Genomic DNA, 17,404 nt, shown 5'->3' on the forward strand with positions numbered 1-17,404 from the left:
CTAGGTCCTCCGGATGCCCCAGAATATGGCGAAGCCCTTGACCCGGTCGACGAGGTTCCGCCGCAGGGCGGTGAGCGAGTAGTAGGCCCCGGTCGGGATATAGGGCAGGCCCTCCATCGCCGCCGCCTGGATGCGGCGCGCCAGGGCCTGTTGCGCGGCGAGGTCGGGCGCATCCAGCCATTCGGCGCGCAGCCGCTCCACCTCCGGCAGGTTGGGCCAGCCCGGCGCCGCCGCCGCGCCATCCGAGCGGAGCTGCGAATGGGTCACCGGGTTGATGAAATCCATCCCCGAGCTGGCGAAGCAGGCGATGGACCAGCCACCCTGGTCGAGCGGCCCCCGGTTCATCCGCCGCTGCGCGACCGTGCCCCAGTCGGTCAGCACCACATCCAGGTTGAGGTCGAGCCGCCGCAGCAGATCGGCCGCCACCTGCGCCTGAGCGGTCGTGGAATTGATGTCGGTGGTGCCGAGCAGCCGCACCTTCTCGCCCTTGTAGCCGGCCTCCTTCAGCGCCTGCTTGGCACGTTCGATGCTGCGCGGCCCGCGCAGCGGCGCCAGTGCCTCGTCATTCGCCATCGGTCCGCCCGGGGTGAAGAAGCCGCAATCGACCTCGTATTTCGTCGGATCGGGCCCGACGATCGCGGTCATGAAATCCTCCTGGCTGATGGCGTGGAGGAAGGCGCGGCGGATCGCCGGATTGTCGAAGGGCGGCTGCAGGTGGTTGAAGCGGAACTGCCCCGGCAGCGGCAGCGGGTCGATCTTCTCCAGCACCAGGTTGCGGTTGCGGGCCAGCATCTGCTGGATTTCCGGCCCCATCTGCTCGAACCAGTCGATCTCGCCATTGGTCAGGGCGGCGGCGGCCGTCGCGGCATCCGGGATGATGTTCCATTCGACCCGGTCGAAATGCACCACCTTCGGCCCGGCGGTGAGGCCCCTGCCCCCGCCGCTGCTCGGCACGTAGCGCTCGTTCCGCGCATAGACGGCGCGGCTGCCCTGGCGGAACTCATCGGCGAGAAAGCGGAAGGGCCCGCTGCCGATCGCTTCCCGCACCTGCTGGAAGGCATCCGTCCGCGCCAGCCGCTCCGGCATGATGTAGAGTGAGGGGTTGGAGGGCACCGCCAGCGCTTCCAGCAGCAGCGGGAAGCGGTGCTTCAGGCGGAAGCGGAAGCGCCTGTCATCCACCACCTCCACCGCATCGGTCCTGGCCGCCAGCGCCTGGCCCATCGCGCTGCGCCGCATCCAGCGTTCGATGCTGGCGACGCAATCCGTGGCGCGGACCGGCTCGCCGTCATGGAACATCAGCCCTGGCCGCAGGGTGATGGTGCAGCGGAGCCCGTCCTCCTCCAGCAGATGGCCCTCGGCCATCTGCGGATGGGGGCGGAATTCGCTGTCGGTGCCATAGAGCGTGTCCCAGACCATATAGCCATGGTTGCGGATCACGTTGGAGAAGATGGCGACCGGGTCGAGCCCGCCGAGATCGGCCTGCGGGACGAAGCGCAGCACCCGCGCCGCGCCCTGGGCAAAGGCTGGCGCCGCCAGCGTCAACCCGCCCGCAGCCAGGAGAGTACGACGACCGATCATGTGCGGCGGATGCCCCAATAGATGGCGAAGCCCGGCACCCGGCCGGTGAGGTTCCGCCGCAGCGCCGTGTTCGACATATAGGCGCCGACCGGGATGTAGGGCAGTTCGTCCATAGCCACCTCCTGCATTTGCCGGCAGAGCGTGGCCTGGGCCGCGGTGTCCGGTGCATCGAACCAGGCATCCCGCAGCGCCTCGAGCCTCGGGATTGTCGGCCAGCCGGGCCAGGCCCCGGCGCCGTTGCCGCGCAGCGGCGTATGCGCCGCCGGGTCGAGGAATTCGAAGGAGGAGAAGGCGGTGTAGAGCACGCTCCAGCCACCGCGCTCCAGCGGCTCCCGGCTGGCGCGGCGCTGGACCACTGTACCCCAATCGGTGAGGACGAAGTCGAGATTGACGCCCAGGCGGCGGAACATGTCGCCGCCGACCTGGGTCATCGCCGCCGGCGCCAGGATATCGGTCGGTCCGATCAGCCGGATCGGCTGGTTGGTATAGCCCGCCTCCCGCAGCAGCGCCTTGGCGCGGTCGATGCTGCGCGGGCCGGTCAGCGGACCGAGCCCGGCATCGCTCGCCATCGGCGTGCCGGGCGTGAAGAAGCCGACGCCGGTCTTGTAGAGCGCGGGATCGGCGCCCACCACGGCGGCCATATAGTCGGACTGATCGACCGCGGGCAGGATCGCCTGGCGCATCCGCTTGTCGTTGAAGGGCGGGTGCAGGTGGTTGAAGCGGAGGATGCCGGTGAGCGGCAACGGGTCGATCGGCTCGATCACGACCTGCCGGTTGCGGCGAAGCAGCTGCTGGATCTCCGGCGGCGGCTGCTCGAACCAGTCGATCTCGCCCTGCTGCAACGCGGCGGCGGAGGTCGCGGCATCGGTGATGATCGCCCATTCCACCCGGTCGAAATAGGCAACCTTCGGCCCCGCGGTCAGGCTCGGCTGGCCGTTCGGCACCGGCACGTAATCCGGGTTGCGCTCATAGACCACGCGGCTGCCCGAGTTGAACTCATCCGCCTTGAAGCGGAAGGGGCCGCTGCCGGTGGTGTCGCGCGCCTGCTGGAAGGGATCGGTGCGCGCCACCCGTTCCGGCATGATGAAGCAGACCGGGTTGGTGGGGGAGGCAAGGCCGCCGATCAGCATCGGGAAAGGCCGCTTCAGGCGGAATTGCAGCCGCCGGTCATCCAGCGCCGAGAGCTCGTCGAGCGCACCCTCCAGCTTCTGTCCGGTCGGGTTGCGCTTCATCCAGCGGGCGATGCTGGTCACGCAGTCAATGGCGCGCACCGGCTCGCCATCGTGGAATTTCAGCCCGGAGCGGAGGGTGATGACGACCCGCCTGCCCTCATCCTCCACTTGGTGGCCCTCGGCCATCTGCGGCTGCGGGCGAAATTCGGCGTCCAGCCCGTAGAGGGTATCGTAGACCATGAAGCCGTGGTTCCGCGTGATGTTCGCGGTGGTCCAGATCGGGTCCAGGCTGGTGAGGTTGGCCTGCGGCACCATGCGCAGCACCCGCGCATTGGCGGGCTGGGCAATGGCGGCGGCGGAGAGGCCGGCGGCCGGCAGCGCGGCGGCGCCGGCGAGGAGGCTGCGACGATGCATGGGATCAGGCCTTCCTTGCGTTCCAGAACAGCGCCGGGCCTTTCGGCACATCGGTCAGCGTCCGCCGATAGGCGGTGGTGGTGAAGCTTTGGCCGAGCGGCAGGGTCGGCACGTCCTCGAAGGCGATGGCCTGCTGTTCCCGCGCGACGCGCTGCTGGGCGGCGAGGTCGGGCGCGTCGAACCATTCGGCACGCTTGGCCTCCAGCCGTTCGGAATTGGCCCAGCCGAACCAGCCATTGGTGCCGTTGCCGCGCAGCGTCTGGTTGACGCCCGGGTTCAGCGTGTCGGAGCCGGCCCAGTAGGTGAAGAAGATGCTCCAGCCGCCTTTCTCGGGCGGCTCCCGGTTGTTGCGGCGCTGGACCACGGTGCCCCAGTCGGAGGAGACGTAATCGACATTCAGCCCGACCTGCTTGAACACATCCGCCGCCACCAGGCAGAGCGCGTTGATGATGGGGAAGTCGGTGGCGCCGAGGAGCACCACCGGCTCGCCCTTGTAGCCGCTTGCCGCCACCTCCCGCTTCACCCGCTCCAGGTCGCGCGGGCTGGTGAGGGCCGAGAGGCCGGCATCGCTGGCGAAGGGCGTGCCCGAGGGGAAGAAGCCGACCTTGTCGACCCAGGCTCCCTGCTCGCTGCCCCAGGCCGCGGTCATGAAATCCGCCTGGTTGATGGCGCCAAGCAGCGCCTGGCGGAGCTTCTGGTTGTTGAAAGGCGGGTGCAGGTGGTTGAAGCGGCCGAAGCCGAGCAGCCCGGTCGGATCCGGCTTGTCCACCACGATGTCGCGGTTGCGCCGCAGCGGCGGCAGCAGGTCGTTCGGCGGATTCTCCCACCAGTCCACCTCGCCCGATTGCAGGGCGGCGGCGGCCGTCGCGCTGTCCGGCGTGACCCGCCATTCGACGCGGTCGACGAAGACGCGCTTCGGGCCCGAGGTCCAGGCGGGCGTGCCTTCGCGCGGCACATAGCCATCGAAGCGCTCATAGACGAAGCGGCTGCCCTGCACGCGCTCATCGGTCTTGAAGCGGAAGGGGCCGCTGCCGATAAATTCCGTGATGGCGCGATAGGGATCGGTATTGGCCAGCCGCTCCGGCATCATGAAGGGCACCGGGGAGCCGATCTTGCCGAGCGCATCCGGCAGCAGGGCGAAAGGCTTCTTCAGCCGGAAGACGATGGTCCGGTCATCGGTCGCCACCAGCTCATCGGTCCGGGCGGCGAGTTCCTGGCCGAGTGGATCGCGCCGCTGCCAGCGCTTGATCGAGGCAACGCAATCCTGCGCCCGCACTGGCTCGCCATCATGGAATTTGAGGCCGGGGCGGAGGGTGAGCGTCCAGCGCTTGCCGTCATCCTCGACCCGGTGGCCTTCGACCATCTGCGGCTGCGGCTTGAGATCCGCATCCATGCCGTAGAGCGTGTCCCAGATCAGGAAGGCATGGTTGCGGGTGACATAGGCGGTGGAGATGATCGGATCGAGAATCCCGAGATCCGATTGCGGGATGAACCGCAGCACCCGGCTATTGGCAGGCTGGGCGATCGCGAAACGGGCCAGGGGCGCCGCAGCGGCGGCGCCCAACAGGGTGCGTCGATACATCGTGGTCTCCCCGGAGGCCGATCATGCCGGCCGTTCCGGGGAGTGAAGCCCGGATCATGGGCCGCCCGCAAGCGGCCCGATCCAGGCTTTTTGCAGCTTATCAGCCCCGCTGCACGTTCCAGAACAGCGGCATGCCTCCCAGCACCCCGGTCAGCCCGCGGCGGTAGGACCAGGGCTGGAAATACTGGCCGAGCGGCAGGTAGGGCGCCTCGCGCAGACCCTCCGCCTGGATCTCGGCCGCCAGCTTCTGCTGGGCGGCGAGGTCCGGCGCCTCGAGCCAGGCATTCCGTAGCTCCTCCAGCTTCGGCAGGGTCGGCCAGCCGAACCAGGCATTCTGCCCATTGCCGCGGAGCCCGAGATGCGTCGCCGGGGAGAAGAAGTCGAGCCCGGTGAAGAAGGTGAAGAAAACGCTCCAGCCGCCCTTCTCCGCCGGCTCGCGGCTGGCGCGGCGCTGCACGACACTGCCCCAATCGGTCGAGACGTAATCGACATTCATCCCCGACTTCACCAGCATGTCGCGCCCCACCTGGGCGAGCGCATTCAGCGAGGGGAAGTCGGAGGCGGCGAGCACCACGATCTTCTCGCCCTTGTAGCCGGCGGCGGCGAGGTCGCGCTTCACCTTCTCATAGTCGCGCGGCCCCTTCAGCGCATCGAGGCCGACCGTGCTCGCCATCGGCGTGCCCGGCGGGAAGCAGCCGACGCCGTCCCGCCAGTTGGACGGGTCGGTACCGATGACGGCGCTCATGTAGTCGGACTGCTCGACCCCGCCGAGCAGGGCGGCGCGGATCGCCGGGTTGTTGAAGGGCGGATGCAGAGAATTGAAGCGCAGCAGCGCCATCAGCCCGGTCGGGTCGTAATTCTCGACGATCAGGTTGCGGTTCCGGCGCAGCAGCGGCAGCAGGTCCGCGGTCGGCTGCTCCCACCAATCCACCTCGTTGTTGCCGAGCGCGGCGGCGGCGGTCGAGGCATCGGGGACGACGCGCCATTCGACGCGGTCGAAATTCACCCGCTTCGGGCCGGAGGTCCAGGCGGGGGTACCGCCATCGCGCGGGACGTAATTCGGGTTGCGCTCATAGACCAGCAGACTGCCCGGCACCCGCTCATTGGCGACGAAGCGGAAGGGGCCGGAGCCGATATTCTCCTTGATCGGCGTGTTCGCATCCTGCGAGGCGATGCGCTCCGGCATCATGAAGGGCACCGGCGTCGAGGGCTTGGCCAGCGCGTCGAACAGCAGGGCGAAGGGCCGCTTCAGCCGGAAGGTAAGGTTGCGGTCGTCATTGGCGACCAGCTCCTCGGTCGCCGCCATCAGCGCCTGGCCGAGCGCGTCGCGCTGCGCCCAGCGCTTGATCGAGGCGACGCAATCGCGGGCCCGCACCGGCTCTCCGTCATGGAAGGAAAGGCCCTGGCGCAGGGTGATGGTCACCCGCCGGCCGCCATCCTCCACCTTGTGGCCCTCGGCCATCTGCGGCTGCGGCTTGTATTCGGCATCCACGCCGTAGAGCGTGTCATAGATCAGGAAGCCGTGGTGGCGGGTGACATAGGCGGTGGTCACGATCGGGTCCACGACCGCCACATCCGCCTGAGGGATGAATTTCAGCACCCGGCTGCCGGAGGGCTGGGCCAGGGCGGGCGTGGCCAGGAAGGATGAGGGCAGGAAGGGCATGGCGCCGGCGGCGGCGGCGCCGGCCAGCAGGTTGCGGCGATGCATCGGGCTTTTGTCCCCCAGGGATCGTGAAGCGGCCGGACAGTAGCGGTTTCGTGGCCGGGGTGAAGCACCCTTCAACCGATCCAGCGCGGCAGCCCCATCACCGAATCCTCCCAATAGGTCATCACCAGCAGCCCGGCGGTCAGCACCCCAAGCAAGGGGAGCAGCCAGCGATAGGTCTCCGCCTCCCGGATGCCGGCCACCCGGCAGGCCGCCATCAGGTTGACGCCGAGCGGCGGCGTCGCCCCGCCGATCGAGACATTGACGATCAGCAGCAGGCCGAAATGCACCGGGTCGATCCGGTAGGCCGCCAGCAGCGGCATCAGCACCGGCGCCAGGATGATGACGGTCGCCAGCGCCTCCATGAAGGTGCCGAGCAGCAGCAGCACCAGGGTCAGCAGCAGCAGCACCAGGGCGCGGCTGTCGGTCCAGCCGGTGATGGCCTCGGTGATCGCCTGCGGCATCCGCTCGGCGGCCAGAATCCAGCCGAACAGGCTGGCGGTCGCGATCACCAGCAGGATCGCCGCCGTCCCCTCGGCGGCATCGCGCAGCGCCGCCCAGATGTCGCGCGCCGTCATGCTGCGCTCGACCAGCAGCCCGACCAGCAGGGCATAGAGCACCGCGAGCCCCGCCGCCTCGGTCGGCGTGGCGAGGCCGAGACGGATGCCGCCGACGATGATGACCGGGACGACCAGCGCCAGCAGGCTTTCCCGCAGCGCCTGCAAGGCCCGGGCGGCGCTGAAGGGCACCGCCTCCGCCCCCCAGCCATGCCGGCGGGCGAGCACGACCGAGGCCGCCATCAACAGCCCCGCCAGCACCGCGCCGGGGATGAAGCCCGCCAGGAAGAGCTGCCCGACCGAGACATTGGTGAGCGTCGCATAGACCACCATGACGATGGAGGGCGGGATCACCTGGCCAAGCGTCCCGGCCGAGCCCAGCAGCGCGCAGGAGAAGCCGGCCGGATAGCCCTGCCGGGCCATGGCCGGCAGCAGGATGCCGCCGATCGCCACCACATCGGCGATGGAGGAGCCGGAAAGCGCGCTGAATAGCCCGCAGCCCAGCACCGCCGCGGCCCCCAAGCCCCCGCGCCAATGCCCGACGAAGGCGGTGCAGAGATCGGCGATGCGGCGCGTCAGCCCCGCCCCGGTCATCAGGTTGCCGGCCAGCAGGAAAAGCGGGATCGCCAGCAGCGGAAAACTGTCCAGCCCGCCCACCATGCGCTGCGCCACCACCACCACCGGCGCCGCGTCGAAGACCAGCAGATAGACGAGTGCCGAGAGACCGAGGCCGAAGGCGACGGGAACGTCGATCGCCAGCGTCGCCGTGAGGGCCGCGAGCAGCACCCAGACGCCGAGTGTCATCGCGCGGCCCCGAGCGCGGCGGTGATGCGCGGCAATTGCAGCAGCGCCGCCAGCGCCCCGCCGATCGCGACCGGCAGGTAGAAGATGGCCGCCGTCAGCTCCAGCGCCGGGGTGGTGCCGTCCCAGGTGATCTCGGCCATCTCGGCGGCGGTCATCGCCAGGGTGGCGCAGAAGACGGCGACCAGCACCTCCGCCAGGGCCCGCATCGCCGCCCGCAGCCGCGGCCCGCGCGCCCAGAGGTCGAGCAGCCCGGCCTCCAGATTGGTCCCCCGCGCGGTGCACCAGACCATGCCGAGGAAGACTGCCCAGAGCATCAGGATGCGCGGCAATTCCTCAGTCCAGGCCGGAGTGCGGCCGAACAGGTAGCGGGCGAGGACGGTCCAGATCACCGCCGCCGCGATCGCCGCCGTCAGCGCCGCGGCCAGGCCGAGGCAGAGGGCGGCGAGCCCGTCCGCGATCCGCCTCATGCCGTGGCGCGGCGATAGAGCGCCATGATCTCCGGGCCGAAGGCCTGCTCGTACTGCGCCCAGATGGGCTGCACCGCGCGTTGGAAGGCGGGCTTGTCCACCTCGTTGAACTGCATGCCGCGCTCGCTGAGCTTGGCGGCGAATTCGGCATCCGATTCCTCGATCATCTTCCGCTGGGCGACGCCCCATTTGCGGCCCAGCTCGGCCAGCAGCGCGCGGTCGGGCGGCGCCAGCCGGTCATGCACCCGCTTCGCGGCCAGCAGATGCGCCCCGCCCCAGACATGGCCGGTATAGGACATGTATTTCTGCACCTCGAAGAAGGAGGAGGTGAAGACGATCGAGAGCGGATTCTCCTGTGCGTCGAACAGCCCCTGCTGAAGGGCGGAATAGAGCTCGCCGAAGGCCAGCGGCGCCGGCTCGGCGCCGAGCGCGCGGAAGGTATCGACCCGCACCCGGTCGGGCGGGGTACGGATCTTGAGGCCGCGCAGATCGGCGGGCAGGCGGATCGGCTGGCGCCGGTTGGTCACGTGGCGCAGCCCGTTCTCCCAGAGGCCGAGATGGGTCATCCCCCGCCCGTCCAGCAGCTTCGCCAGGGCATCGCCAAGCGGGCCTTCCAGCGCCGAGAAGGCCTGTTCCCGCGACAGCCAGGCATAGGGCATCTCGACGATGCCCATCCGCGCCTCGAAGCTGTTGAGGTCGGAGGAGCCGACGATGGTCAGCTCCACCGTGCCGGTCTGCAGCCCCTCCAGCACCTGCCGGGCGGCACCGAGCTGGCCGCCCGGGAAGACCTGCACCGAAAGCCGCCCGTTGCTCCGCTCATTCGCTTCGCGCGCGAAGCCCTCGGCGGCGATGTTCCAGCTATGGGTCGGCTGTAGGGTATGGGCGAGGCGGAGCCGGGTCTGGCCCGCCGCGGCGCGGCCGAGCAGGAGGGCCGGGGCGGCGAGCGCCAGGCTGCGGCGGCTGATCGGCATGCGGCATTCCTTCACTGGGGCGTGACCCAGATTAGGCGGCGGCCTGCCGGAATGAAACCGTCCTAGCCCGCGACAGGCATCCGGAAGGTGAAGCGCGTCTCCTCCGGCGTCGAGGCGAGCTCGATCCGTCCGCCATGCGCCTCGGCGATTCGCCGGGCGATGTAGAGGCCGAGCCCGAGCCCGCCCTGATGCGGCCGCAGGCTGCCGCGGGCGAAGGGCTCGAAGATGCTCTCGCGGATTTCGGGGGGAATCGGCTCCCCGCCATTGGCGACGATCAGCTCGAACCAGCCGGCCTCCACCCGCGCCTCCAGCCGCACCGGCAGATCCGGGGCGCCATGGCTCATCGCATTGCCGAGCAGGTTGGAGGCGAGCTGGGCGAGGCGCCGACGGTCCCCGGACATGATGGGCGGCAGGTCGAAGGCGGTCTCGACCGGCCAGTCCTGCCGGCCCGCCTGCAATTCGGCCACCACCTGGCGGAGCAGGGCCTCGATCGGCACCGCCTCCCGGTCCAGCGCCAAGCCGCCGCCCAGGCGGAACCGCGCGAAATCGACCACCGCATCGATCAGCCCGCCCATCCGGACGACGCTCGCCTGCATCATCCCGAGCAGCGTCAGGGCCTGGGCGTTCAGCGGGGTCTTGCGCAGCAGCCGCACGCCGCCATCGATGGCGGCCAGCGGGTTGCGCAGGTCATGGCCCAGCACGGCGATGAACTGCTCCCGCAGCGCCGCCGCCTTGCGCTCGTCGAGCAGCCGCACCTCATTCGCCCGCGCCTGGTCGATGGTGCCGAGATAATGGCCGATGACCTGGGCGAACATCTCGAACATGCCGATGGTGTCCGGCGTCGCCAGCCGGTTCGGCGCCGGGTCGATGGCGCAGAGGGTGCCGAAGAAGCTGCCATCGGGGCGGCGAATCGGCACCGAGATATAGCTGCGGAAGCCATACTGGGCCGGAGTGTGGTGGTGGCGATAGACCGGGTCCGCGGCCACGTCGTCGATGACGACCAGCCGCTGCTCGCAGCGGACCTCGTGGCAGAGTGTGGTCTCGACGGCCAGCTCCCCACCCGGGGCGAGGCCGAAGGCGATCTCGTCGCGGACCGCGCAGGCGATCCAGCGCCCCTCGGTCACCCGCGCGATGGCGGCGAAGCGCAGCCCGGTGACACGACAGACAACATCGAGGATGGTCGGGATGATCGTGATCTCTCCGATCCTGGCCACATCCTCGGCAAAATCTTCAGCCATACCTCTGTCCTGGTCCCTGGAGGGCAATGCTAAGGCAGCCCGTACCCGGCTTGCCGGGACCATCCATGTTGCGCCGCGGAAAGTGACACCTGAACGGTGCCATCTCCAGCCCGAACAGCGACTTGTCACCGCGCCGTGGTTTGTCGTCGAGCCGGTCACCGCGTAAGCACTCTGTATTCAGGATGCACTTCATGACCTCTGCCTTATCCGGCCCTGCCTTGCCAGACCCTGCCCTGCCTCGCGCCGGCGGCCCGGCCTTTGGTCGGGTGGCGGGCGAACTGTTTCGCTTCGGCGTGGTCGGTGTCGTCGGCTTCCTGGTGGATGCGGGCGTGCTGACGGCGGGGATCGCGCTCGGCACCGGCCCCTGGTTCGGCCGCGTGCTCTCCTATGTCGCAGCGGCCAGCACCACCTATGCCCTGAACCGCGCCTGGACCTTCCGCTCGGCGCCCCGCGCCTCGGGCCGCGCCGCGGCCCGGCAATGGGCGCTGTTCCTGGCAGTGAACCTGATCGGCTTCGTCTTCAACTACGGCACCTATGCCGCCCTGCTGGCCACGGTGCCGCTGGTGGCGGCGCATCCGGTGCTGGGCGTCGCGGCCGGCTCGCTGGCCGGGATGGTCGCCAATTTCTTCGTCACGCGGCGCTTCGTCTTCGGCGCCGCCAACCCTTGTGCCGGGACCGAGGGAGCCTCCGCATGGAAGGGGTGATGCCGCCCAAACCGCATGCCGCCGAACGGCGACTGATGCCTGCCGTGGCGGAGCTCGGCTGGGGCCGCTTCGCCGATGAGGCACGCGGCGCCCATCCGGCGCTGCCGCTCCAGGCGCCGCTGTCGCCGGTCCTGCTGGCGACGCTGGTTGCACTGCTGGACGGGATGGCGGTGGTGCTCGCGGGCGTTGCCTTGCAGGCGCTGCCGATGCCCTCCGGCCGGCCCGAGCCGGCGCTGATCGGCTTCCTTGCCGTGCTGGTGCCCTGCATGATCGCGGCGCTTGGCGGCTATCAGCACTCCTCGCTCTACGGCAACCGGCGCGCGGCGCTGGCGACGCTGGCCGGGCTGGTGCTGGGTGGTGGCGGGCTGGCGCTGGCGGCGACGGTGCTCGGCGCGCATAATTCCTTCCCGCCCGGCCTTGCCCTGGTCTGGCTGGCGATGGCGACGGCGCCGCTGCTCTGCGGCCGGCTGGCGGCGGGGTTGGCGCTTCGCGCCGCGGCCGAACGCACCCGCCAGCGTGCGGTGGTGGTGGGCGACGGGCCGCAGGCGGCCCGCTTCGTCGCCGCGCTGCGCGGCCGGCAGGACCGCAGCATCGAGCTGATCGGGATGGTGGATGACCGCCGGGCCCAGCATACCGGTGGCCAGCGCAACGGCCTGCCCTATCTCGGCTCGATCGAGGCGCTGGGTGCCATGATCCGTCGCGGCGAGGTGGACCAGGTGATCCTGGCCCTGCCCTGGGCAGCCGAGGCGCGGATGCAGGCCCTGCTGCGGCATTTCGCCGACTACCCGGTGGATGTGCGCCTGGCGCCGGACCTGATGGCCTATCGCAGCCCTGGCCTCTCGGGGCCGGAGGCGGAGCGGCTGCGCCTGCTGCGGCTGGCCGACCGGCCGATCCGCGGCTGGGGCGCGGCGGTGAAGGCGATCGAGGATTATAGCCTGGCGGTGCTGGCCCTGGCCATCTGCGCCGTGCCGATGCTGCTGATCGCCCTGGCGGTGAAGCTCGACAGCCCCGGCCCGGTGCTGTTCCGGCAGCGCCGCACCGGCTTCAACGACCAGCCCTTCTACGTGCTGAAATTCCGCACGATGTATCAGGAGAAGCTGGACTACACCGTGGCCCAGCAGGTCCGGGCCGGCGATTCGCGGGTGACGCGTGTCGGCGCCGTGCTCCGCCGCACCTCCCTCGACGAGTTGCCGCAGATCCTCAACATCATCCGCGGCGAGATGTCCTTCATCGGCCCGCGGCCGCATGCGCCCGGCACCCGGGCCGGCGGCCGGCCCTTCGAGGAAGTCGCGGCCCGCTATGCGGCGCGGCACCGGGTGAAGCCCGGCCTCACCGGCCTGGCCCAGGTGCGCGGCTGGCGCGGCCCGACCGAGACCGAGGACAAGCTGCTCCGCCGGGTCGAGAGCGACCTCGAATATATCGATACCTGGTCGCCCTGGCTCGACTTCACCATCCTGGTCCGGACCCTGCTCGCGGTGGTTCGCATGAAGAATGCCTGCTGATCGGTGATCAGCAGGACCATGCGGACGCCATAATCGCCCGATACGGAACGGCAACCGAGCGGAGACCGCCCTTGCCCGATACCCATGCCGAAATGCGGCCGGACCTCCGGCCCGAGTGCCGTGCCATGCCGCGAATTGCCGTGCTGATCCCCTGCTACAACGAGGAAGTGGCGATCCCGCGCGTGGTCGCCGCCTTCCGCGCCGCCCTGCCCGGGGCCACCGTCTATGTCTACGACAACAACTCGAAGGACGGGACGGTTGCCGCGGCGCGCGCGGCCGGCGCCCTGGTCCGGACCGAGTTCCTGCAAGGCAAGGGCCATGTCGTGCGGCGGATGTTCGCCGATATCGAGGCCGATGCCTATGTGCTGGTCGATGGCGACGACACCTATGACGCCACCTCCGCGCCCGAGATGCTCAGGATGCTCTTCGCGGAGCGGCTCGACATGGTGACCGGCGTGCGGGTCACGCCCGAGGAAGTGGCCGCCGCCGCCTATCGGCCTGGCCACCAGCTAGGCAATGCGGTCCTCACCGGCATGGTGCGCAACGTCTTCGGCGACCGCATCTCCGACATGCTCTCCGGCTACCGCGTCTTTTCCCGCCGCTTCGTGAAGAGCTTCCCGGCGTTGGCCTCCGGCTTCGAGACGGAGACCGAGTTCACCGTCCATGCGCTGGAACTGCGGCTGCCGGTCGGCGAGCTGCGGACACGCTACAAGGAACGCCCGGCCGGCTCGACCAGCAAGCTGAACACCTATCGCGACGGCTTCCGCATCCTGCGCACCATCGTGACGCTGGTGCAGCGGGAGCGGCCGCTGATGTTCTTCTCGGCGGCCGCGCTGGTGCTGCTGGCCCTCGCCCTGGTGCTGGCGGCACCGCTGGTCAGCACCTTCCTCGCCACCGGCCTGGTGCCGCGGCTGCCGACGGCGGTGCTCTCGACCGGCCTCGTGCTGCTCTCCTTCCTCTCCTTCGCCTGCGGCCTGATCCTCGACACCGTCACCCGCGGCCGGCAGGAGGCCAAGCGCATCGCCTATCTCGCCCAGCCGGCCCCGGATTTCGAGGAGACACCATGAGCCTCGGCCCCTACCCGACACCCGAGCACATTGCCGGCGCCTCTGGGCCGGCCGGTCCGGTCGATGCCGATGTCATCATCCTCGCCCTCGACCGGGCCGAGGACACCATCGCCGCCATCGCCTCGGCCCGCGCCCAGATGGGCATCACCAAGCATGTCTGGATCACCGACCAGGGCAGCCGGCCGGAGAACCTGGCCCGGCTGACCGCGGCGGTGGCGGATGCGCCGGATGCGACGCTGGTGCGGCTCGACCGGAATTGGGGCGTCGCCGGCGGGCGCAACCGGGCAACGGCGCTCGGCCAGGGGCGGGTGGTCTTCGCCCTCGACAACGATGCCGAATTCGAGGACGCCGATACCCTGGCCCGCGCCGTCCGGGCGCTGGATGCCGAGCCGGATATCGCCGCGCTTGCCTGCCGCATCCTGGTCTTCAGCAGCGGGGCGGAGGATGTGTCCTCCTGGGGCTATCCGCCGGCGCTGCTGCCGCGGGCGGCCGACAGCTTCGATGTCTGCACCTTCGTCGGCGCCGGCCATGCCATCCGCCGGCGCGATTTCGAGGAGACGGGGGGCTATGACGATGCCCTCTTCTTCTGCTGGGAGGAGTTCGACTTCGCGCTGCGCGCCATCAATGCCGGGCAGCGCATCCGCTATCGCGGCGACATCGCCGTGCGGCACAAGGTCAGCGGCGAGCACCGCTTCGCCTGGTCCGGCACGCGCTGGTACCATTTCGTCCGCAACCGCATCTATATCGGGCTGAAATACGGCCTCGCCCCGGCTTCGCTCCTGCCGCGTTTCCTGGCCTATCAGGTGAAGGGCGCGCGGAACGGGGTGCTGGCGCAGGGCCTCCGGGCCGGGCCGGATGCCATCCGCATGTGGCGGCGCTTCCGCCCGGCGCCGGGCACCGAATCGCTCTATCGGCTGGACCCGGCGGCACGGGACTATCTGGCGCGGAACGACGCTGCCTATCGCGGCGGCATGGCGCGGCGGGTGCGGGCGGAATTGCTGGCGGCGCTGCCCGGAGCGGCCCGCAGCTGACATCCCGGTTGAGCCCGGCAGGTCCGGCCCCCATCTCCCATTCCTGACGGGACAGGCGGGCGATGCCGGACGAGCGGTCGGATGAGATGCTGGGCGAGATCGTCGCCCTGGAAACAGCCCTGGCCGCGGCCTTCGGCGAGATCGCCGTGCTGCGGGCGGCGATGGAGGGCGGCGGCGCCGAGGTGGCGCTGCGATCCATGGAATTGATGGCGGCGCAGCTGGAAGGCGCCGTCTTCCGCGGCGTGATCGGCGCCGAGGAAGCAGGCCGGCCGGGCGCCGCGGTAGGGTTCGAGCGGCGGATGGAACTGATCGTGCACGCCTTGCGCAACGCCATCGCCTTCCGGGGGCAATAGGCGCGATGGCGCGGTTTCTCTGGTCGGCCGGGACGATCCTGGTGGCGCTCGGCATCGCGGCGCAGCTTTTCGGCTGGGATGCCATCATGTGGATCCCCTCGGCGGTGCTGGACGCGCTGCTCTGGATTCCGCAGGCGGTGGTGGAGGCGTTGCGGGAGGACCCCCGCACCTATGGCGTGATCCTGGCCGGGCTGGCGCTGATGCTGGTTGCCCGGTTGCTCAGCCGCCGCGGTTGAGTCGGGCCTCCCGCCGAAGCAAGGCGATGATGGCGGGGCTGTCGACCAGGTAGCGGCGGGCCAGCCGCTTCGGGTCCTGCATCAGGCGCCAAGCCCATTCCATCCCCGCCCGCTGCACCGGGCCCGGCGCCCGCCGCTCCTCCCCTGTGAGGAAGAGCAGGCTGGCGCCGATGCAGAGGCCGATGCCGCGGGCCCGTCCGCGGGCGGCAGCGGCCTGGGCGACCCTTTCCTGCCGCGGCGAGCCGACGGCGAGGAAGGTGTAACGGGCCGGCGTCTCCTCGAGGAAGCGAACCGCCGCTTCGAAGGCGGCCGGGTCGTGCTCGAAGCCCATGGGCGGGTTGTGATGGGCGATGCGGCGGAGGCCGGTGCTGGCCGCCAGCCGCTCCAGCGCCGCCGGGGCGAGGCCGAGCACGGCGACCGGCTCATCCTTCGGCAAGCTGGCCAGCAGCGCGGCGGTCAGGTCGCTGCCGGGGACGACCGCCGGCGCCTGGAGGCCGAAGAGCCCGGCCAGCCGCGCCACCACCCGGCTGTCCAGCAGCCGCATCCAGGCCCCGTCATAGAGCGGGCCGAGCGCCGGGTTGCGGGCCAGCCGCACCAGATGGTCGGCGTTCGGCGTCACGACATAGCCGAAGGGTGCCTCGGCCGGCCGCGCTCGGAAGGCGGCCAGCACGTCCGGCAGGGTCAGGTCCGCGAAGTCGAGGCCGAGGAGCCGGCGGCCCCCCGGGTCAGAGGTCAAAGCGCAGCCGGACCTGCAGCAGGTTGCGGTCATACTCGGTGAAGCCGCCGGTCGACTCGAGCCGCCGGGTATAGGCGTAGCTGCCGATGACCTGCATGTTGCGGTTCAGCAGGTAGCGGGCCGAGAGGATCAGCAGCGCATCGGTCGAGCGCTGGCTGGGCCGTTCGTATTCGCGGCGGTCGCCCTTCACCTCGCCATGCAGGATGACGTTCCGCAGGTATTCGTGGTCGACCGAAAGGCCGAGCTGGGTGCGCTGGTAGCTCACCGCATCCTGGCGGATCGATTCCTCGATGGTGCGCGAGACGAGGAGGCGGAGGGTGGTGAGCTGGGTCGGCACATAGCTCAGGCTGCCCTCGAATGCCGGGCCCTGGAGGGTGCGGATATTCGGCCCGCGATATTCGCGCTGCCGCCAGCCGACCGCGATGCGGCCCTGCCAGAGACCGTCGAAGTCGTAGTCGAAGCCCGTCAGCGCCTCCCAGGTGAAGCTGTCGCGGGCGCGGACGCTGGGGTCGTTGGCGGTATAGCTGATATCCTGGACGCGGACGATCGTGGTGATGTTCCGCCCCGGCGCCAGGGAATAGCTGGCGCCGATGGCGCCGACCGTGGTGTTGAAGCTGTTGCGGGAGACCTGGGTGTTGAGGCCAGGGACATTCTCGAAGTCGAAGGTCCGGTAGACGCCTTGGGCGATCAGCCCGAGCCGGTTCAGCCGGGTGGTGCCGGCGACCACGAACTCATCCGAGTTGTATGGCACCGGCTGGGAGATGCCGGCGCTCTGCACATCGGCACTGTAGACGTCGAGGTGGTCGCGGTAGTGGCGGTACTGCGCCTGGAGATTGGTCGAGGACGAGAAATCATAACGGCCGAAGCCGCCGACATCGAAGTCCTGCCAGTCCTGGCTGCTCTGCTTGAAGTACTGCCGCGCATCCATGTTCACCGAGGCGCCGACCGCATGCCGGGTCCAGTCGCTCTCGAGGTTGATGCGGGCTGCCTCGTCCACATAGGCATCCGATTTGATGCTGTTCTTGCGGCCGAAGATGTTGCTGTCCCAGCCGCCGCCGGCCTCGACCGAGCCGTCCAGGCGGAAGCCGCCGAGCCGGACGCCGAGCGGGTTGTAGTCGGAACGCTGGCGGCTGGTAACGGTCACACCGCGGGCCACATCGGGCACGTTGCCGAGCTGGGCGAGCGCCTCGCCATACGGCAAGCCAGCCATCACCAAGCCCCAGAATGCCCAGCCTGGAAAGCTTTTCACTACCATTTCCCCGTCATTCTGGTCCCCCGGCCTCCGTA

Annotated in this window: 16 protein-coding genes; 6 read left to right on the forward strand and 10 right to left on the reverse strand. The window is 69.9% G+C overall.

Features of this window, described 5'->3' with window-relative positions:
- The 8 genes from JMJ55_RS11345 to JMJ55_RS11380 form a co-directional block, all read right to left on the reverse strand.
- Positions 1 to 1,578 carry an ABC transporter substrate-binding protein gene (locus tag JMJ55_RS11345; protein WP_202825668.1) on the reverse strand — a complete coding sequence of 526 codons (1,578 nt, stop codon included), beginning with the start codon at positions 1,576 to 1,578 and terminating at the stop codon, positions 1 to 3.
- Complete coding sequence (locus JMJ55_RS11350; protein ID WP_202825669.1) at positions 1,575 to 3,164, reverse strand: ABC transporter substrate-binding protein; 1,590 nt, start codon at positions 3,162 to 3,164, stop codon at positions 1,575 to 1,577. Before JMJ55_RS11350 ends, JMJ55_RS11345 begins: the two co-directional genes overlap by 4 nt.
- Before the next feature lie 4 nt (positions 3,165 to 3,168).
- Entirely contained in the window at positions 3,169 to 4,746 is a 1,578-nt protein-coding gene (locus JMJ55_RS11355) for an ABC transporter substrate-binding protein (protein WP_202825670.1), read from the reverse strand.
- A 100-nt stretch (positions 4,747 to 4,846) separates the two neighbouring features.
- Entirely contained in the window at positions 4,847 to 6,454 is a 1,608-nt protein-coding gene (locus JMJ55_RS11360; RefSeq protein ID WP_202825671.1) for an ABC transporter substrate-binding protein, read from the reverse strand.
- Between the two features lie 71 nt (positions 6,455 to 6,525).
- The gene (locus JMJ55_RS11365; protein ID WP_202825672.1) at positions 6,526 to 7,812 is read right to left on the reverse strand and encodes a TRAP transporter large permease; all 1,287 of its coding nucleotides are present in this window, start codon (positions 7,810 to 7,812) and stop codon (positions 6,526 to 6,528) included.
- The gene (locus tag JMJ55_RS11370; RefSeq protein WP_202825673.1) at positions 7,809 to 8,279 is read right to left on the reverse strand and encodes a TRAP transporter small permease; all 471 of its coding nucleotides are present in this window, start codon (positions 8,277 to 8,279) and stop codon (positions 7,809 to 7,811) included. Before JMJ55_RS11370 ends, JMJ55_RS11365 begins: the two co-directional genes overlap by 4 nt.
- Positions 8,276 to 9,250, reverse strand: coding sequence for a DctP family TRAP transporter solute-binding subunit (locus JMJ55_RS11375; protein WP_202825674.1), 975 nt, complete (start codon positions 9,248 to 9,250; stop codon positions 8,276 to 8,278). Before JMJ55_RS11375 ends, JMJ55_RS11370 begins: the two co-directional genes overlap by 4 nt.
- Before the next feature lie 62 nt (positions 9,251 to 9,312).
- Positions 9,313 to 10,488 carry a GAF domain-containing sensor histidine kinase gene (locus tag JMJ55_RS11380; protein ID WP_202825675.1) on the reverse strand — a complete coding sequence of 392 codons (1,176 nt, stop codon included), beginning with the start codon at positions 10,486 to 10,488 and terminating at the stop codon, positions 9,313 to 9,315.
- 191 nt (positions 10,489 to 10,679) lie between these two features.
- On the opposite strand from JMJ55_RS11380, the gene JMJ55_RS11385 reads away from it, so the two are divergent.
- The 6 genes from JMJ55_RS11385 to JMJ55_RS11410 all read left to right on the forward strand — a co-directional run bounded on the left by JMJ55_RS11385 (position 10,680) and on the right by JMJ55_RS11410 (position 15,381).
- A complete protein-coding gene (locus tag JMJ55_RS11385) occupies positions 10,680 to 11,192 on the forward strand; it encodes a GtrA family protein (RefSeq protein WP_202825676.1) in 513 nt (170 codons plus the stop codon).
- Positions 11,192 to 12,694 (forward strand): exopolysaccharide biosynthesis polyprenyl glycosylphosphotransferase, encoded by a 1,503-nt coding sequence (locus JMJ55_RS11390; RefSeq protein WP_202825677.1) that lies wholly within the window; start codon positions 11,192 to 11,194, stop codon positions 12,692 to 12,694. Before JMJ55_RS11385 ends, JMJ55_RS11390 begins: the two co-directional genes overlap by 1 nt.
- 92 nt (positions 12,695 to 12,786) lie before the next feature.
- A complete protein-coding gene (locus JMJ55_RS11395) occupies positions 12,787 to 13,761 on the forward strand; it encodes a glycosyltransferase family 2 protein (protein ID WP_202826059.1) in 975 nt (324 codons plus the stop codon).
- Positions 13,758 to 14,792, forward strand: a complete 1,035-nt coding sequence (locus JMJ55_RS11400) for a glycosyltransferase family 2 protein (protein WP_202825678.1) — start codon at positions 13,758 to 13,760, stop codon at positions 14,790 to 14,792. Before JMJ55_RS11395 ends, JMJ55_RS11400 begins: the two co-directional genes overlap by 4 nt.
- 62 nt (positions 14,793 to 14,854) lie before the next feature.
- Entirely contained in the window at positions 14,855 to 15,145 is a 291-nt protein-coding gene (locus tag JMJ55_RS11405; protein WP_202825679.1) for a hypothetical protein, read from the forward strand.
- Positions 15,146 to 15,150: 5 nt separating this feature from the next.
- Entirely contained in the window at positions 15,151 to 15,381 is a 231-nt protein-coding gene (locus JMJ55_RS11410; RefSeq protein WP_202825680.1) for a hypothetical protein, read from the forward strand.
- Here JMJ55_RS11410 and JMJ55_RS11415 read toward each other — a convergent pair.
- Entirely contained in the window at positions 15,365 to 16,117 is a 753-nt protein-coding gene (locus tag JMJ55_RS11415; RefSeq protein WP_236033639.1) for a WecB/TagA/CpsF family glycosyltransferase, read from the reverse strand. The genes JMJ55_RS11410 and JMJ55_RS11415 overlap by 17 nt on opposite strands.
- Positions 16,107 to 17,327, reverse strand: a complete 1,221-nt coding sequence (locus tag JMJ55_RS11420; protein ID WP_202825682.1) for an outer membrane beta-barrel protein — start codon at positions 17,325 to 17,327, stop codon at positions 16,107 to 16,109. Before JMJ55_RS11420 ends, JMJ55_RS11415 begins: the two co-directional genes overlap by 11 nt.
- Between the last annotated feature and the right edge of the window lie 77 nt (positions 17,328 to 17,404).

It is taken from the genome of Belnapia mucosa (genome assembly GCF_016775475.1).
Taxonomy (GTDB): Bacteria; Pseudomonadota; Alphaproteobacteria; order Acetobacterales; family Acetobacteraceae; genus Belnapia; species Belnapia mucosa.

Coding starts and splice junctions, on each gene's coding strand:
- JMJ55_RS11345 (WP_202825668.1), bottom strand. CDS start 1,578: ATGATCGGTCGTCGTACTCTCCTGGCTGCGGGCGGGTTGACGCTGGCG.
- JMJ55_RS11350 (WP_202825669.1), bottom strand. CDS start 3,164: ATGCATCGTCGCAGCCTCCTCGCCGGCGCCGCCGCGCTGCCGGCCGCC.
- JMJ55_RS11355 (WP_202825670.1), bottom strand. CDS start 4,746: ATGTATCGACGCACCCTGTTGGGCGCCGCCGCTGCGGCGCCCCTGGCC.
- JMJ55_RS11360 (WP_202825671.1), bottom strand. CDS start 6,454: ATGCATCGCCGCAACCTGCTGGCCGGCGCCGCCGCCGCCGGCGCCATG.
- JMJ55_RS11365 (WP_202825672.1), bottom strand. CDS start 7,812: ATGACACTCGGCGTCTGGGTGCTGCTCGCGGCCCTCACGGCGACGCTG.
- JMJ55_RS11370 (WP_202825673.1), bottom strand. CDS start 8,279: ATGAGGCGGATCGCGGACGGGCTCGCCGCCCTCTGCCTCGGCCTGGCC.
- JMJ55_RS11375 (WP_202825674.1), bottom strand. CDS start 9,250: ATGCCGATCAGCCGCCGCAGCCTGGCGCTCGCCGCCCCGGCCCTCCTG.
- JMJ55_RS11380 (WP_202825675.1), bottom strand. CDS start 10,488: ATGGCTGAAGATTTTGCCGAGGATGTGGCCAGGATCGGAGAGATCACG.
- JMJ55_RS11385 (WP_202825676.1), top strand. CDS start 10,680: ATGACCTCTGCCTTATCCGGCCCTGCCTTGCCAGACCCTGCCCTGCCT.
- JMJ55_RS11390 (WP_202825677.1), top strand. CDS start 11,192: ATGCCGCCCAAACCGCATGCCGCCGAACGGCGACTGATGCCTGCCGTG.
- JMJ55_RS11395 (WP_202826059.1), top strand. CDS start 12,787: ATGCGGCCGGACCTCCGGCCCGAGTGCCGTGCCATGCCGCGAATTGCC.
- JMJ55_RS11400 (WP_202825678.1), top strand. CDS start 13,758: ATGAGCCTCGGCCCCTACCCGACACCCGAGCACATTGCCGGCGCCTCT.
- JMJ55_RS11405 (WP_202825679.1), top strand. CDS start 14,855: ATGCCGGACGAGCGGTCGGATGAGATGCTGGGCGAGATCGTCGCCCTG.
- JMJ55_RS11410 (WP_202825680.1), top strand. CDS start 15,151: ATGGCGCGGTTTCTCTGGTCGGCCGGGACGATCCTGGTGGCGCTCGGC.
- JMJ55_RS11420 (WP_202825682.1), bottom strand. CDS start 17,327: ATGGCTGGCTTGCCGTATGGCGAGGCGCTCGCCCAGCTCGGCAACGTG.